Genomic DNA, 14,738 nt, shown 5'->3' with positions numbered 1-14,738 from the left:
AGTACTGACCATACTTTATCTGACTGCTACTATACACAGATTCCTCGCGTTGATGTGAATAGAGAATCATGGCTCATCGATGATTTTGGTCATAAACAACCCATTGGTAAATAATATGTTCTTGTTTGTTATAATGCATTAGGAGAGTCAATGCGTGTGACATTTATTCAAGCAGACTCTTATTGTCCAGGAACTTACATCAAGTTAAAAACAAAGAAGAAGATAGTCATCAACCAAAGGATTATATCTGAATCGAAAGTTCCACAACGTGCTCTAAATCAAATAAAGAGTTATGGAAGAAAATAGATGAAAGGAGAGAGATATGAACTATGAAGTGATTAGTCATATTATTGCCATCATGTATATTGTATTTATGATCTCCTTATTTTGTGCAGCTGTTTATCTCTTTATATTAGTAGTCAAAGCTCTTAAGAAATATATTAATTCTAAAGATTTACGAGAAGAGAAAAAAGTGAATGCGAAATCTTTAGGAGAATCCCTTAAAGAAAACCGTCTCCGTTGTAAGATGACTCAAGAGTTTGTTGCAGAAACATTAGGTGTAAGTAGACAAGCTGTTTCTAAATGGGAGAACGGAACAAGTGATCCCAATACAACCAATCTTATTGCCCTATCAAGATTATATAAGGTCACACCCGAAGACCTGCTTAAATGTATTCAAGAAAAGAGCCTGTCTAATGAATAGACAGGCCAGACAAAAAGGAAAATATATTATGAAAAAAACATTCTATAAATATACTAATAAAATCCTTGTCGCAATGCAATTGAATACAAAAAACAAATAAAAATCTAAAAATAAAACCCCTTATAAATATTATTTTATACAAACTAAAAAAGCCTGGCGAGATGAGCATCTCAATAGGCTTTTTTATTTAAGGAGTCAGCTTAATATCAATTAAGTTCCTCTATGATTATTGTAGAAAACTCTATTACTAAATTCAATAAAATTCAAAAAACTAGAAAAAATTATAGTTTCATTGATAGGTAGAACTGATCCACATAACTATGCGCAATCGCAATATTCAGTTCTTCTTTGTATTTACTATTGTTGATTGTTTCTACAAGGTCTTTATTTCTTTGATTCAATTGTTCAATGATTTCTTTACTAGGAATATGATTGGACTTAGAAGAATTATGACTTTTAGAAGTCAAAACAAGATTCCAGATATCATCACTATACATAAATGACCAAGGAATCACATGATCTACACTAATATCATCAGGCTGTAATTCTTCTCCTGTATAGAAATCAATCGGTTTATTCATATTTTCAAGTAAGATATTTTTATATTTAGTGAGATTATTTCTTCTGATCTGATTATCAGAGATACCTTTTACTTTAGAAGTAATACGTGGGGCATTATTAAACTTCTCTAATAACTGTGCCCATTTGTAATTGAGTAGTTGTGATAAGACAAAACCATATTCTTTTAGTAAGAATACTTGTTCTTTATTGATCGAGATGTAGAGATAATCTTTATTAAGTACATAAAGATTCTTTGTTTCCTTATTTACATTCATAAAACGCCAAGATACATCATCCTTCAGCTTTCTTGCACATTTCTTTAATACATTCTTATAGAAGTCTTCTTCTGTGCTTAATACAAGTTCAGCTTTATCAAACCAGATAGGAATAGAAGACCCTGATAACTCTTTATATTTTTCAATAAGTAAATCAACCTGCTGGACTATGACAGGTTTCTTTTTGATATTAGATCCTTGTCTTAAATTAAAGAAGAATGTCTGATTCCAATAATACTTCACCATTTTATGTGCTATTGCATTAAATGTAATCACATTATTTTCTTCTACAAAATTAAGTGAATAAACATTCTCAAGAATAGCACGTCCCCATGCTAACTTATATGTATTATCATTATTCATGTACTCAATCACATCAAGCCAGTCCTGTATATACTTATTCATAAGAATCCTCTACATATTCAAGATAGATCTTCTTATCAAAGGCACCATTATTGTGTGCTTTTTTTTCTTTGATAGAAAGTACTTCTTTATGATCAATATGAAGTGTATTTTCTAGTGCCTCTAATACCTCTAAGACATCCGCTATCTCTTTCTTAATATCTTCACCTTCAGCATTCATTACCTCATGACACTCTTCTAATAATTTACTTTTCAAGCATACAAGATATTCATTATCATTGAGTATTCTTGTTACACAAGTCTTATGATCATTCTCTATGATTTCAGGAATACGATCTCTGACTAACTTATTATGAATATGTTTCATTGGCATCACCTCTTCATTAATCATACATCACCCCAAATCATTATGAAAGTTACTTAAAAAAAAACTGTATGGTAAAATATCACTAAAGGACATTTTATTGCATGTATATATGAAGAAGGTTACCTTTTGTTGGAAGGGCTTACTTTATATAATGTGATTGTAAGGAGGGAGAAACGTGCGATTATATTCAATACTTAAAGAACTCAGAGACAATTCTAAATATCTGCCAACGAATTACTTTGTGACAAAATTCAATGTTTCCAAAAGAACAATTCAAAATGATATTTCTTATCTCATGCGCATTTCTCCACGTAAAGGATTCCTGCTTCATATGAAAAGAGAACAGGGATACTTATTAGAAATCACCAATGAAACATTGTTCAATGATTTCTTAGAAACATTGAATGAAACATTCTATGTTTCTACTAATGAAAGACCTGCGCATATATTATCATATCTTGCCATTCAAGAAGATTATATCTCAATGAATAAGATTGCGGATATCTTTCAGGTCTCTAAGACAGTGATCAAGAATGATATGCATATCGTAGAAAAAATTGCGAAGGTGTATCATTTTGAAATAGAAAGAAAACAACACTATGGAATTAAAATCAATGGCTTGGACCAAGATTTTAAGAAGTACCTTACAGAAGAATACATTAACGGCAGTTTCTTTATTCAGACAGCAGTCAATGATGTCACAAGAGATTTTAAGTTTGTCGAACAATCTTTTATAGGTTTACTTACGCAGGAAAATGTGAATGTAAACTACAATGAGTTACTTAATATTACAGACTATTTAAAAATCATGGTTTATAGTGCTTCTATTCATAGTGAACAGGATGAAGACTATACATATCAGGATATTACAATCCATCGCTTAGCTAAAAAAGTGATTGATGTGTTGAAAGGTCTCTATCATGTTGAGTTCTCTAATGAAAGCATTGATGGATTGATTACAGTCTTAAATAAGAATCTTAGAAAACGTTTAGAAAATATTGGTTTTAAATGTACCAACCTAGAAGAAGTCATCAATGACTTCTTAAAGAAAACAGATGAAATGTATGAAACAACATTCTTACAGGATGAAGACTTTAAGAAGATGTTACTTATCCATGTCACATTACTTATAGACCGTCTTCATGATAAGATTTCCTATAAGAATGAATTAGCTAACGAATTAAGTATTACCAATTCAGTAGTATTTAATATCGCCATACAGTTCTGTGATATGCTTCAAGAACTCTATGATGTCAAGCCAACCTTTGATGAAGTCGGGTTTGTCGCTATGCATTTTGCAGGACATATGGAAAAGGAAAAACAACAAAAACTACAGCTTTATGATCGTATTGGTGTGGTCTGTTCCTCTGGAGGAGGCAGTGCTTATATGATCAAACTGCAGATAGAATCACTTTTTCCAAAAGCAACAGTCAAGACATTCTCATTCTTACAACAGGATGCTTTACTAGATTATTGTCCTGACCTTGTATTTACAATTATGCCGCTTTCTTTTGATATCAAGGCACCTATTATCTATATCAAGGAATTACTGGATGACAAGGATTTACAGCGTATTAAGCAGATCTTACAGACAGATGACTATGATCCTTATACGTTGATTAATGATAAACCAATGTATCAGTCATTCTTCTCTAAAGACTTCTTTAAGATAGATGAAGATGATGATTATGAGAATTTGATTTATCGTATGGCGATTGAATTAGAAGAACAAGGCTATGGTAAGAAGGGATTTGCGGATCTTGTATTAGAACGTGAATCCTATGTTAGTACGATTTATATGAATGGAATCTGTATTCCTCACCCATTAGAAACAGATGCATTAAAAAACATGATATCTGTAAGAATCTTAAAGAAACCATTTGAATCTCACGAGAAAACAGTCAAACTCGTATTCATGGTTTGTTTAAGAAAGGATCAGATAGAAATGTATAAGGTTCTTACAAAGAAGCTCTATGCGCTTATGCATGAACCAAAATATATAGAAAGAATTTTAGAAGTCCAGTCATTTGAAGAAATGATGGCAGTGTTAGATGAGTTAGGAGGTGTTCAACATGAATGATGAATTACTTAAAAGACTCAGTGATGCAGATAGTATTGCATCATGTGAAGATGAAGTAAGAAATATTCTCTATCATGAATTAAAAGATTATTGTGACGAAGTCTATTGTGACTCTTTAGGCAGTGTGATTTTTCATAAAAAGGGATGTAGTTTAAATCCTTTAAAGATCATGTTTTGTGCACATATGGATGAAGTCGGATTTGAAGTGAGATATATCTCAGATATTGGTTTCCTCTATTTAATGCCATTAGGTGGTGTGTTAGATAAGAGTAAGGAAATGCAGATTGTGCGTGTGACAACATCTGATGGAGGTAAGTATGAAGGCTTATTGAATGTGACTAAGGATAGTAATGGCCAGGTTAAAGATATGTATGTAGATATTGGCTGTGAAACAGCCCAGGAAGTGAAAGACCTTGGTATTTCTATTGGTGATATGGTCTGTTTTGCATCAAGTATGCGTCAAATTCAGCCTCATGTTTATATGGGTAAAGCAATGGATGACCGTTCAGGATGTTATGTACTTGCAGAAGCCTTAAAGCAGGTGAAGTTCAATGAACATGACTTATACTTCGTTGCAACAAGTAGTGAAGAAGTCGGTGTACGTGGTGCAAAAACAGCTACACATCTTATTAATCCAGATATCGTATATGCGATTGATGTCGCAAATAATCCAGAACTTGTAAAGAACTATACAAATACCCGATTGATTGGACATGGTCCAATGATTGTTCATTATGATAAAACAATGGCTCCTAATAGAAAATTATTGGCCTATGTTAAAGAAGTGGCTGATAAGAATAACATTCCTTATCAGTGCGATATGTTTAAGGGTGGAGGAACAGATGCAGGTAATGCACATTTAGAAGCGGGAGGACGCTTAGCACTTGTATTAGGTATTCCATTACGTTATTGTCATGGATCTTATTCAATGGTTCATAGCAATGACTTACAACATTTGATTCAATTGATTTGTAAATTAATACAAATAGATAATTCACAATATCAGGCAATGACAACATTTATTATGGAGGGTTAAGAACATGACTGAAATGGAAAGACAAATTATCGGAATCATTTCTTCAGCAGGACAAAGCAAATCTATGGCTTTTGAAGCATTGAAGAAAGTAAAAACAGGAGAATATGATGAAGCGAGAAGACTATTAGATGAAGCAAGAAAAATAGACATCGAAGCACATTCTATTCAGACTAAGCTTATTCAGGCTGAAATGTCAGACACTGAAGAAAAGCCAGTAGTTGGGTTATTAATGGTTCATGCCCAGGACCATTACATGACATCTCAATTAGCAAGGGATCTAATTGAAGAGTTAATAACAATCTTTGAAGCAAAGGAGGGAAAGTAAAATGAAAATCGTTTTATGTTGTGCAGGTGGTTTCTCAACAACTATGTTGATGGACAGCATGAAAGCTGTCGTCAAGAAGAGTGCAAAGCTAAATGAAGATGACTTCAGCTTTGTTGCGATTCCAGTAGATATCTTACAGAGTGAAGTAGAAGACTGCGATGTATTAGTTATTGGACCACAGATTGCGCATAAATTGGACTACATCAAGCCAATTATTGAACCATACCATATTCCATATGTAATCGTTGATCAAGAAGTATATGGAAAAATGGATGGTGCAACTGTTATGAAACAGGTATTAATCGCACGTAGAAAAGCAGACATGGCAAAATAAAAAAATAATTTGGAGGGACTAAAATGTTTGATAAATTCGAAGCCTTAATGAACAAGTACTTGACTCCACTTGCAAACAAGATGGATAAACAGGTTCATTTAAGTGCTATTAAAAAATCAATGGTTGCCTTAACACCATTACTAATCATTGGTAGTTTCTGTTTGATTCCAGAAGCTATCCCAAACATGATTGGTGCAAAACATCCTGTATCAGTTTGGATCTTAAAGAATCTTGATTTAATCTACATTCCATACAATGTAGGTATGGCTTTAATGTCAGTATATGTATCAATCATTATTGCATATCATTTAGCTAACAGCTATAAACAGGACATTCCTGGTGCTGTCAGCATGGCATTAATTTCTTTCTTTATCATGACTTACCAGACAAAAGAAGGTGGAGGATTAGATACTACTTTCTTTGGTCCTAAGGGTCTATTTGCGGCTATGTTCGCATCTATTATTGCGGTTGAATTATTCCGCTGGTGTAAAAAGAAGAAATTCACTATCAAGATGCCAGAATCAGTTCCTGACTTCGTATCTAGATCATTTGAAATGATTCCATTATCAGTGATTGTTATTGGTTTCTTCTTAATCGTACGTATTGTATGTATCAATGTATTCAATACAATGCCTCCTTTAATCTTTACTAAGTTATTCGCACCTTTAGTAGGTTCAATGGATAACCCAATTGCTTATTTATTCTTAAAAATGCTTCAGTGCTTATTATTCTTCTTTGGTATTCATCCATCAGTATTAAGCCCTATTACAAGCCCAATCTCAACTCAGTTCTTAGCTGACAATATTGCTGCAAGCTTAGCTAAACAGCCATTACCTCATTTCTACTGTCCAGGTCCTGAATCAGCATTCGGTAACTTCACTGGTACTGGTGTTACAATCGGATTAGTATTCTGGTGCTTATTATCTAAGAATAAGGCTTTAAAACAGGTAGGACGTGTTGCCCTTATTCCAGCATTATTTGGTATCAATGAACCAATCCTATTTGGTGCTCCAATCGTATTAAACCCTATATTCTTTATTCCTTACGTAATCTTTGGTGGAATTATCGGAAGTTTTGGTGGTTTCGCTATGTACTTTGGAATTATGGAAAAATCTATCTTTACACCTCCATACGTTGGTGTATTCTTAGAAGGTTACTTAACTAACTTCGACATGATGTCTATTGTAGTCAATGCGGCTCAGATGATTGCATCAATTGTTGTGTGGTATCCATTCTTCAAGATTTATGAAAAACGTTATGGACAAGATGTTGAAAAGAAAGATACTAATAATGTTATTTCAGACGAAGATGCTGCAATTTTAGACGATTTAGACTTAGACTTTTAATATCAAAGGGGCAGGCATTCGCTTGCCCCTTATATTTTTATAAGAGGTATATACATATGGCTAGAAGAATAGATATAGTTCAGAACTATTTAAAAGAGAAGAACATAGATGCTTTATTACTCAAAAGCAAAACAATGAAGAAGTGGATGTCTACAATGACAGGAAGTGGATGCAAGATTCTGATTACACAATCTAAGGGTTATTTGATTCTAGATGGTAGATATCTTACAGAAGCAAAAGAAACAGAATTTGATTTAGAAATCGTTCTTCATAATCCTCATACAACAGGCCGTAACTATTTAGCTGCAGTAGAAAGACTACTTAAGGAAGAGAACTGTAAGAATCTAGGTGTAGAAGCGGATGAAGTACTAGTTAATGAATATGAACAAATGAAGCAATTGGGCGTTGATATTTGTTTATTAGATGAAGATATAATGAATTTAAGAATTGTGAAAGACTCTGAAGAAATAGCCGCAATGAGAAAAACGATTGCGATGACAGATGATATCTATTCAAAAGTGATTGAACATATTCGAGTTGGTATGACTGAGTATGAAATCAGTGCTTTAGTTCAATATTATTCTATTGCATCAGGTGCACAACAGATGTCATTTGATACGATTGTATCAAGTGGTGAAAGAACAGCTTTACCTCATGGAAGACCAACTGGTAGAAGAGTGAAGGCACATGAACCCATCATGATTGATTTTGGTATTCAGTATAATAATTATCAATCAGATATGACACGTGTATGCTTTATTGGTGAGCCAGAGGAACGTTACAAGAAAATCTATGATGTTGTATTAGAAGCACAGCTTGCTGGTTTAAAGGCTATTAAAGAAGGCGCTCTTGCTAGTGATTGTGACCAGGCTGCAAGACAAGTGATTGTTGATGCAGGTTATGGTGAGTATTTTGATCATGGACTTGGACATGGAATAGGTGTGACTGATAGTAATGAAGGACCTATTTTAAATAGTAAGAGTCAGACAGTTTTAAAAGAAGGTATGATGATGTCATGTGAACCTGGTATTTATATACCTGGAGTAGGTGGCATTAGAATAGAAGATGATGTCCTTATTGAAAATGGAGTAGGTGTTCCACTTAATAAAACAACTAAGGACTATATAATACTGGAGGAAAAATAGTATGCATTATGATTTTGATGAAGTACATAATCGTTTAGGTACTTATTGTACACAATGGGATTATATTGAAGACCGTTTTAATAAGAAGGATTTAATACCATTCTCTATTTCTGATACAGATTTTATTATTCCTAAACCAATCACAAAAAAGATTCATGAAGTAGCAGATCATCAGATTTATGGTTATACAAGATGGAATCATCATGATTTCAAATCTTCTATTACTACTTATTTTAAAAGAAGATTTGATACAGATATGGAAGAAGACTGGATTCTTTATAGCCCATCTGTGATGTATTCTGTGTCATTACTCATTCGCTTATTAAGTCAACCTCATGACAAGGTATTGACTATGAACCCTATGTATGATTCTTTTATTAGTGTGATTAAAGAAAATGATAGAGAACTTGTTTCACATCATCTGATAAAGGAAGAGGGTACATTCAAGATTGATTTTGATGTATTTGAAAAGCAGGCTCAGGAAAGTACTCTATTACTTCTTTGTTCACCTCATAATCCAACAGGTAGAATATGGAGTGATGAGGAAATGCATCGTATGATTGAAATCTGTAAGAAATATCAGGTAAAGATCATTTCAGACGAAATTCATATGGATATTAGAATTAAAGATGCGAAACATCATCCATTAATGAAATACTATGGTGAATATAAAGATATCTTTACAGCAAGTTCTTCAAGTAAAACATTAAATACACCAGGTCTCATAGGTTCTTATGTTATTATTCCTGATGAAAAGATTAGAGATGAATTCCTAGGTGTAACAAGAAGAAGAGATTTTCTTAATTCAGCAAGTATATTTGGTATGTATGCCACTATGATTGGTTATACTGAATGTGATGACTATATTGATCAGTTAAATGAATATATTCGTGGAAATATGGAGCTCGTAGAAAACTTTATAAGAGATGAATTAAAAGACTTCAAGTTCCAAAGACCAGAAGCCACATATCTTGCCTGGATTGATGCAAGAGATGTCCCATTCACTTCTGATGAGATTCAGGATGCACTTGTGAATGTGGGAGGAGTCGCCATTATGAAAGGTGAAATCTATGGTGAAAATGGTGCAAAGTATTTAAGAATGAACTTAGGTTGTCCTCGCTCTAAGATTGAAGAAGGATTAAAACGATTCAAGAAAGCAATGGATTACTTATATAATAAATAGAAGGAGATTGTCTTATGCGTATTTTATGGAACAAACTAACATTCTGGCTAGATAGAAAGCCATCTAAAGTCCCTTTTGCCTCTAGAGTATTTGCCTATGTTTTAGACTGGGTAATTGGAGGTGTCCTTTGTGGATTACCTGCCGTCGCAATCTACAGCATGGTCACTAAACGTGATGATATGTTTAGTGATTTATATGTATTTGCCGCTTTAGGATTTCCTAAATGGTGGGGTTATGTCGCAGGATTATTATGCTTAGTAGTGGCAGTAATCTATTTTGTATATATTCCATATAAAGTGTATCCAGGTCAGACACTTGGTAAGAAGATCATGAAATTAAAGATTGTCAGACTAGACTGGCAGCCACTAGATATCAAAACACTTGTATTAAGAAACATTGTTGGCTTATTACTTATTGAAAGTGTATCTATGATTGTGAGCCGCTATTTAAGACAGATGTTGACTCTTGCGACAGGAATCTATTTTGAATATTACTTAACAGCTATTGGTGCTGTATTGACTATTATCTCAGGTGTAATGGTCTATAATACAGGCTCTAGAAGAGCTATTCATGACTATATTGCGAAAACAACAGTAGTAGGTATAGAGGAAGAAGCACCTGTACCTAAGAATAGAAAAGAAAGACGTAAAAAAAGAAATAAACACGCATAAGACTCAAGATGGGCATTTTTACCCATCTTTTTTTACATCTAGGTATGAAGATGTAAAAGACGAGTGGAAAAAGCAACGGGAAGTAATGGTAATGTAGAATTAAACTTTTCACTTCAAAACATTTCCTCTTGTGTTGCATGAGTTGATATTTTTATAGAAACGAGTAATATTGAAGTGTGATACTCATGTAAATAAAGGAAAAATTTTATGAGTAAAGTAGCATTTCTAAATGCGGACTGTAATTTAAAAAATAAAAATGGGGAAACAAAATGAGACAACTAAAATACAGTAAAGAACTTTATTCGAAGACGGCACTTATTAAAGCTGCCTATAATTTTACGGATAAAGCATATTTACATTTAGATGCTGATAAAGATTATTATTATGTATCTATAGTATCTAAAAATGAAAACCAAGAAGTTTCTGAAAAAGAATTTGAGAATGAAATATTAGCACAAAGTGCTAGACATGAAATATATCTACAAACTAAGAATATACGCGAATTAATGTTGGCGAGGGCAGTGGCTACGAGTGTAGTTGCTTCAACTGAAAAGAATGCAGAATTAGATACAGAAGATGAAATAGAATACAATGAAGATGAAATATTAAGGGATTGGTTTGATTCTAATGACTAAATTATTATTAAGTACTGATATCTATTCGTATGCAAACATAAGGGAAACTTGTGAAGCGTATAGGGGATTTGCTGATATAAAAATCACGAAAAAGGATTCATATTATGAACTTACCTTTGATGACTGCAAATATGATCCTGATATTACAATAAAAGAATTTGAAAACTATCTAATTAATACAGAGAATTTAAAATGAGTATTGTAGAAATTTTATTAATAAGCTTATTGATAGTGCTTGGTATTCTAGCTTCGATAACTGATACTAGAGAAGGACGTATTTACAACAAGACATTATTAATATTTATGATAATGGGTCTTATTTTGGATACGGTGTATTACGGTTATTTTGCAAGAAATTTATTTTTATCTTTCTTATTGAACTTTGTAGTCATTGCGTTGATTAGTTTGACGTTATTCTATACACATACATTTGCAGGTGGAGACTGTAAGCTTTCTTTAGTTATGGCATTGCTATATCCTGCAAGTAATTATTTAATGTATGGTACAAGCAAGGCAACATTATTTTTTGCTCTTTGCATAGGTATTTTCTATGGTTATATTTATCTATTAGTATCTTCACTGTTCTCCTTAATCAAAGGGGAAACTAAATTGTCAAAGACTTATATCACAGGTTACTTATTATCTTTTTTCAAATCTTTTATATCTGCTTCAGGTTATATCTGCTTAATTAATCTTTTTTTTATTTATCTCGCTATTCAGGGAATATATATAAATGAATGGATCATCAGGGCGATATGTATGGCATTAGCATGGTTTATTGGTAAAAGTGTTCTATTAAAAAAGTGGATATTAGTTATCTGTGTTTATCTGTTGAATATTGGAATTGGATTGTTTTTTAGATTTTTACCTTTTTCTTTTAATCCTGAAAACTACATTATGGTAATAGTTTTATTGATCTTTCAGATGACTATAAGAACAATATTATATGAAGAAATAAATATAGCGGACTTAAAAAAAGGAATGATACTTTCAAGTATGTCCTCTATGGTGATGCAGAATTCAAGAGTTCGTGGACTTCCACCAGTATCAACAGAAGATTTAAAAAGTAGACTTACAGAAGAACAAGTTAATAGTATTTGTAGATGGTCTAAAAGTAGAAAGATAGAAACAATTACAATTGTACGTAAGATTCCATTTGCTATTTTTATATTTAGTGGATTTTTAAGTTATTTTGTTATATGGGGTGTGATTAAATGATTTTTAAATTAGAAAAATACAATGGAACGCATAGAATAGTATCTTTGGCTCTTGATCAGGATACATTTGATAATTTGCTTAAAGAGGACTTAGATTTTATTTATGTGGATGATAATAGTTTAAAATTGTATCCAGAAGATGTGATAATATCTACAGACGAAAAAATAATAGATAAAATCAAGTCAGCACATAACTATGATGTTTTTAAATTATGGGAAAATGGGAAATTAATAACTTGTTATGATGATGAATCATTAGATAATGCATTTTTTGTAACTGGTAAATGCAACTCTAATTGTATTATGTGTCCTTCACCCAATGTATCTAGACAGAAAGGGAAAAATTCAGATGTTGATAAACTTATAGAAATCGCAAAACATATACCTTCTGATACGCCTCATCTCACTATTACAGGTGGAGAACCATTTATGATAGGAAGAGATATATTCAGATTCATTCAATACTTACATGATAAATTTACATGTACTGAATTTTTATTTCTTACAAATGGTAGAATTTTTGCAGTAGATTCGTTTATGAAGAAATTTATTGAAACAGTACCAGATAATAGTATCGTGGCTATTCCTATACATGGTTCTAATGCACAAATAAATGATATGATTACACAGTCAAAGGGAAGTTTTGCACAAACAGTTAAAGGAATAAAAAAACTATTGAAAGCCAATATTCGTGTAGAATTACGAATAGTTGTAAGTAAGTTGAATGCTTCAAATTTACATGATTTAGCACTTTTTATTTCTCAGGAGTTTTCGGAAGTAGAATATGTTAGTATTATGGCAATGGAAATGACTGGAAGTGCGAGAGTTAATCAAGACAAAGTGTGGATATCATATAAAGAAGCTGGCAGATTAGCACAAGATGCAGCTTTAGTATTAATAGAAAATGGTATAGATGTGAGGTTATACAACTTCCCATTGTGCTCAGTGAGTAAAGAATTTTGGACATTGTGTAAGAAGAGTATTTCACCATATAAAGTAAGATATGGTGAAGTATGTGATGAATGTGAAATGAAGAAATCATGTGGTGGTGTTTTTGCAGGAACACTGTCATTGGAAAAGGGAGAACTAAAAGCGATTGTATGAAATTAAATTACTTTAATTTTAAAGAATTTGGTGACAGAGTTCTTATGACAAATGATTTTGGGCAGTATATATTTGTTAGTAAGGAAGAATTTCATAAGATACTCTCTTTGAAATTAGAACTAAATTCAGAGTTATATAAACAATTAATAGAAAAAAGAATGATTTATGATGAATCAGAACTAGAGTTTTCATCAAATAATCAATATGCACTTAGGGGAATCAAAGGACATGTTAATGTTGCAACTGCGTTACATATCTTTGTTGTTACAACAATATGTAACATGTCATGCATTTATTGTCAGGCTAATAATGGTGAAAGCTGTTCACATCTAGTTATGGATAAAGAAATGGCTGAAAAAGCAGTAGATATTGCATTGCAATCACCAGAAAAATCATTATGTTTTGAATTTCAGGGTGGAGAACCTCTTGTTAACTTTGAAATTATAAAACATATTGTAGAATACACAGAAAAGCATAAAGATGATCATGACATAACATATACAGTAGTAACCAATTTAACACTATTAAATGATGAAATACTGGATTTTTTTAAATCGTATAAATTTGATATTTCAACATCAATAGATGGTAATGAATTAGTTCATAATCATAATCGTCCTTATGCAGATGGAAAACCTACGTTTAAAAAGGTTATTAATTCAATAGACAAATTAAGGGAAAATGGGTTGAATGTGGGTGCAATAGAAACAACTACTAGATTTTCTCTTAACTATCCTAAAGAAATTGTTCATGCATATGTAGATTTAGGTTTTGATTGTATTTTTATTAGACCTTTAACGCCGCTAGGTAAAGCGACAAAGGGATGGGAGGATATAGGTTACACTCCTGAAGAATTTGTAGAGTTCTATATAAAGGCATTAGGTGAAATTATTGAAATTAACAAAAAGGGAAGATTTATAAAAGAAAATCATGCGTCAATTCTTTTAAAGAGAATTAAAGGTTATTTTATGAACTACATGGAATTAAGATCTCCATGTGGAGCAGGTGTAGGCCAGTTAGCATATTATGCTGATGGTAATATCTTTACTTGTGATGAAGGAAGAATGTTACATGAGATGGGTCAAAGCACGTTTAAATTGGGAAATGTATATGAAAGCAGCTATAAAGATTTAATAAATAACGGAACATGTAAAACTGTATGTGCATCAAGTATTTTAGAAACAATTCCTACTTGTTGTGATTGTGTTTATCAGCCATATTGTGGAACATGTCCAGTTGTGAATTATTCACTTTATGGTGATGTTATAGAAAAACAGCCAAGAGGATATAAGTGTAGAGTTTATCAGGGAATATTAGACTATTTATTTTTGAAATTCTATGAGAATGATACAGAAACGATTAATATATTAAATTCTTGGTGTGATTAAGAGGG

Annotated in this window: 16 protein-coding genes and 1 pseudogene; 15 read left to right on the top strand and 2 right to left on the bottom strand. The window is 32.2% G+C overall.

The window, feature by feature from the left end; all coding sequences use genetic code 11:
* Positions 1 to 126 precede the first annotated feature (126 nt).
* Together ACFOZZ_RS01625 and ACFOZZ_RS01620 are read left to right on the top strand one after the other, a co-directional pair.
* Positions 127 to 306, top strand: a pseudogene (locus ACFOZZ_RS01625) (hypothetical protein); the annotation flags it as partial.
* Between the two features lie 16 nt (positions 307 to 322).
* Positions 323 to 703, top strand: a complete 381-nt coding sequence (locus tag ACFOZZ_RS01620; RefSeq protein ID WP_376814556.1) for a helix-turn-helix transcriptional regulator — start codon at positions 323 to 325, stop codon at positions 701 to 703.
* 281 nt (positions 704 to 984) lie between these two features.
* Here ACFOZZ_RS01620 and ACFOZZ_RS01615 read toward each other — a convergent pair whose 3' ends face one another.
* The gene (locus tag ACFOZZ_RS01615; protein ID WP_376814555.1) at positions 985 to 1,944 is read right to left on the bottom strand and encodes an HNH endonuclease domain-containing protein; all 960 of its coding nucleotides are present in this window, start codon (positions 1,942 to 1,944) and stop codon (positions 985 to 987) included.
* On the bottom strand, positions 1,937 to 2,269 hold the full coding sequence (locus ACFOZZ_RS01610; RefSeq protein ID WP_376814554.1) for a phosphoribosyl-ATP pyrophosphohydrolase: 333 nt from the start codon (positions 2,267 to 2,269) through the stop codon (positions 1,937 to 1,939). The genes ACFOZZ_RS01615 and ACFOZZ_RS01610 overlap by 8 nt, the downstream gene beginning before the upstream one ends.
* Before the next feature lie 175 nt (positions 2,270 to 2,444).
* Here ACFOZZ_RS01610 and ACFOZZ_RS01605 point away from each other — a divergent pair, with 175 nt between their 5' ends.
* The 13 genes from ACFOZZ_RS01605 to hxsB all read left to right on the top strand — a co-directional run bounded on the left by ACFOZZ_RS01605 (position 2,445) and on the right by hxsB (position 14,733).
* Positions 2,445 to 4,349: a BglG family transcription antiterminator gene (locus tag ACFOZZ_RS01605; RefSeq protein WP_278779885.1), complete on the top strand. Its 1,905-nt coding sequence runs from the start codon at positions 2,445 to 2,447 to the stop codon at positions 4,347 to 4,349.
* On the top strand, positions 4,342 to 5,385 hold the full coding sequence (gene ypdE / locus ACFOZZ_RS01600; RefSeq protein WP_376814553.1) for an aminopeptidase: 1,044 nt from the start codon (positions 4,342 to 4,344) through the stop codon (positions 5,383 to 5,385). The genes ACFOZZ_RS01605 and ypdE overlap by 8 nt, the downstream gene beginning before the upstream one ends.
* A gap of 4 nt (positions 5,386 to 5,389) precedes the next feature.
* On the top strand, positions 5,390 to 5,710 hold the full coding sequence (locus ACFOZZ_RS01595) for a PTS lactose/cellobiose transporter subunit IIA (RefSeq protein ID WP_055234431.1): 321 nt from the start codon (positions 5,390 to 5,392) through the stop codon (positions 5,708 to 5,710).
* Between the two features lies 1 nt (position 5,711).
* Positions 5,712 to 6,044, top strand: coding sequence for a PTS sugar transporter subunit IIB (locus tag ACFOZZ_RS01590; protein ID WP_006506879.1), 333 nt, complete (start codon positions 5,712 to 5,714; stop codon positions 6,042 to 6,044).
* Between the two features lie 23 nt (positions 6,045 to 6,067).
* Positions 6,068 to 7,390, top strand: a complete 1,323-nt coding sequence (locus tag ACFOZZ_RS01585) for a PTS sugar transporter subunit IIC (RefSeq protein WP_055234428.1) — start codon at positions 6,068 to 6,070, stop codon at positions 7,388 to 7,390.
* A 56-nt stretch (positions 7,391 to 7,446) separates the two neighbouring features.
* Complete coding sequence (locus tag ACFOZZ_RS01580) at positions 7,447 to 8,535, top strand: M24 family metallopeptidase (protein ID WP_376814552.1); 1,089 nt, start codon at positions 7,447 to 7,449, stop codon at positions 8,533 to 8,535.
* Position 8,536: 1 nt separating this feature from the next.
* The gene (locus tag ACFOZZ_RS01575; protein WP_278779890.1) at positions 8,537 to 9,718 is read left to right on the top strand and encodes a MalY/PatB family protein; all 1,182 of its coding nucleotides are present in this window, start codon (positions 8,537 to 8,539) and stop codon (positions 9,716 to 9,718) included.
* Positions 9,719 to 9,732: 14 nt separating this feature from the next.
* Positions 9,733 to 10,389 (top strand): RDD family protein, encoded by a 657-nt coding sequence (locus tag ACFOZZ_RS01570; RefSeq protein ID WP_055234422.1) that lies wholly within the window; start codon positions 9,733 to 9,735, stop codon positions 10,387 to 10,389.
* A 269-nt stretch (positions 10,390 to 10,658) separates the two neighbouring features.
* Positions 10,659 to 11,024, top strand: coding sequence for a His-Xaa-Ser system protein HxsD (gene hxsD, locus ACFOZZ_RS01565; RefSeq protein WP_215657411.1), 366 nt, complete (start codon positions 10,659 to 10,661; stop codon positions 11,022 to 11,024).
* Entirely contained in the window at positions 11,017 to 11,220 is a 204-nt protein-coding gene (locus tag ACFOZZ_RS01560) for an HxsD-like protein (protein WP_055289723.1), read from the top strand. The genes hxsD and ACFOZZ_RS01560 overlap by 8 nt, the downstream gene beginning before the upstream one ends.
* Positions 11,217 to 12,242: a prepilin peptidase gene (locus ACFOZZ_RS01555; protein ID WP_376814551.1), complete on the top strand. Its 1,026-nt coding sequence runs from the start codon at positions 11,217 to 11,219 to the stop codon at positions 12,240 to 12,242. The genes ACFOZZ_RS01560 and ACFOZZ_RS01555 overlap by 4 nt, the downstream gene beginning before the upstream one ends.
* Positions 12,239 to 13,345: a His-Xaa-Ser system radical SAM maturase HxsC gene (gene hxsC / locus ACFOZZ_RS01550; RefSeq protein ID WP_376814550.1), complete on the top strand. Its 1,107-nt coding sequence runs from the start codon at positions 12,239 to 12,241 to the stop codon at positions 13,343 to 13,345. Before ACFOZZ_RS01555 ends, hxsC begins: the two co-directional genes overlap by 4 nt.
* Complete coding sequence (gene hxsB / locus ACFOZZ_RS01545) at positions 13,342 to 14,733, top strand: His-Xaa-Ser system radical SAM maturase HxsB (protein WP_376814549.1); 1,392 nt, start codon at positions 13,342 to 13,344, stop codon at positions 14,731 to 14,733. The genes hxsC and hxsB overlap by 4 nt, the downstream gene beginning before the upstream one ends.
* Positions 14,734 to 14,738 lie beyond the last annotated feature (5 nt).

It is taken from the genome of Catenibacterium sp. GCM10023432, assembly GCF_042651925.1.
In the GTDB taxonomy this organism is placed as follows: domain Bacteria; phylum Bacillota_I; class Bacilli_A; order Erysipelotrichales; family Coprobacillaceae; genus Catenibacterium; species Catenibacterium mitsuoka.
This window is presented reverse-complemented; position numbering and strand designations above follow the sequence as displayed.

Bases quoted from the DNA above. Each gene is read 5' to 3' on its own strand.
- ACFOZZ_RS01620 (WP_376814556.1), top strand. From the start codon at position 323: ATGAACTATGAAGTGATTAGTCATATTATTGCCATCATGTATATTGTA.
- ACFOZZ_RS01615 (WP_376814555.1), bottom strand. From the start codon at position 1,944: ATGAATAAGTATATACAGGACTGGCTTGATGTGATTGAGTACATGAAT.
- ACFOZZ_RS01610 (WP_376814554.1), bottom strand. From the start codon at position 2,269: ATGAAACATATTCATAATAAGTTAGTCAGAGATCGTATTCCTGAAATC.
- ypdE (WP_376814553.1), top strand. From the start codon at position 4,342: ATGAATGATGAATTACTTAAAAGACTCAGTGATGCAGATAGTATTGCA.
- ACFOZZ_RS01595 (WP_055234431.1), top strand. From the start codon at position 5,390: ATGACTGAAATGGAAAGACAAATTATCGGAATCATTTCTTCAGCAGGA.
- ACFOZZ_RS01590 (WP_006506879.1), top strand. From the start codon at position 5,712: ATGAAAATCGTTTTATGTTGTGCAGGTGGTTTCTCAACAACTATGTTG.
- ACFOZZ_RS01585 (WP_055234428.1), top strand. From the start codon at position 6,068: ATGTTTGATAAATTCGAAGCCTTAATGAACAAGTACTTGACTCCACTT.
- ACFOZZ_RS01580 (WP_376814552.1), top strand. From the start codon at position 7,447: ATGGCTAGAAGAATAGATATAGTTCAGAACTATTTAAAAGAGAAGAAC.
- ACFOZZ_RS01575 (WP_278779890.1), top strand. From the start codon at position 8,537: ATGCATTATGATTTTGATGAAGTACATAATCGTTTAGGTACTTATTGT.
- ACFOZZ_RS01570 (WP_055234422.1), top strand. From the start codon at position 9,733: ATGCGTATTTTATGGAACAAACTAACATTCTGGCTAGATAGAAAGCCA.
- hxsD (WP_215657411.1), top strand. From the start codon at position 10,659: ATGAGACAACTAAAATACAGTAAAGAACTTTATTCGAAGACGGCACTT.
- ACFOZZ_RS01560 (WP_055289723.1), top strand. From the start codon at position 11,017: ATGACTAAATTATTATTAAGTACTGATATCTATTCGTATGCAAACATA.
- ACFOZZ_RS01555 (WP_376814551.1), top strand. From the start codon at position 11,217: ATGAGTATTGTAGAAATTTTATTAATAAGCTTATTGATAGTGCTTGGT.
- hxsC (WP_376814550.1), top strand. From the start codon at position 12,239: ATGATTTTTAAATTAGAAAAATACAATGGAACGCATAGAATAGTATCT.
- hxsB (WP_376814549.1), top strand. From the start codon at position 13,342: ATGAAATTAAATTACTTTAATTTTAAAGAATTTGGTGACAGAGTTCTT.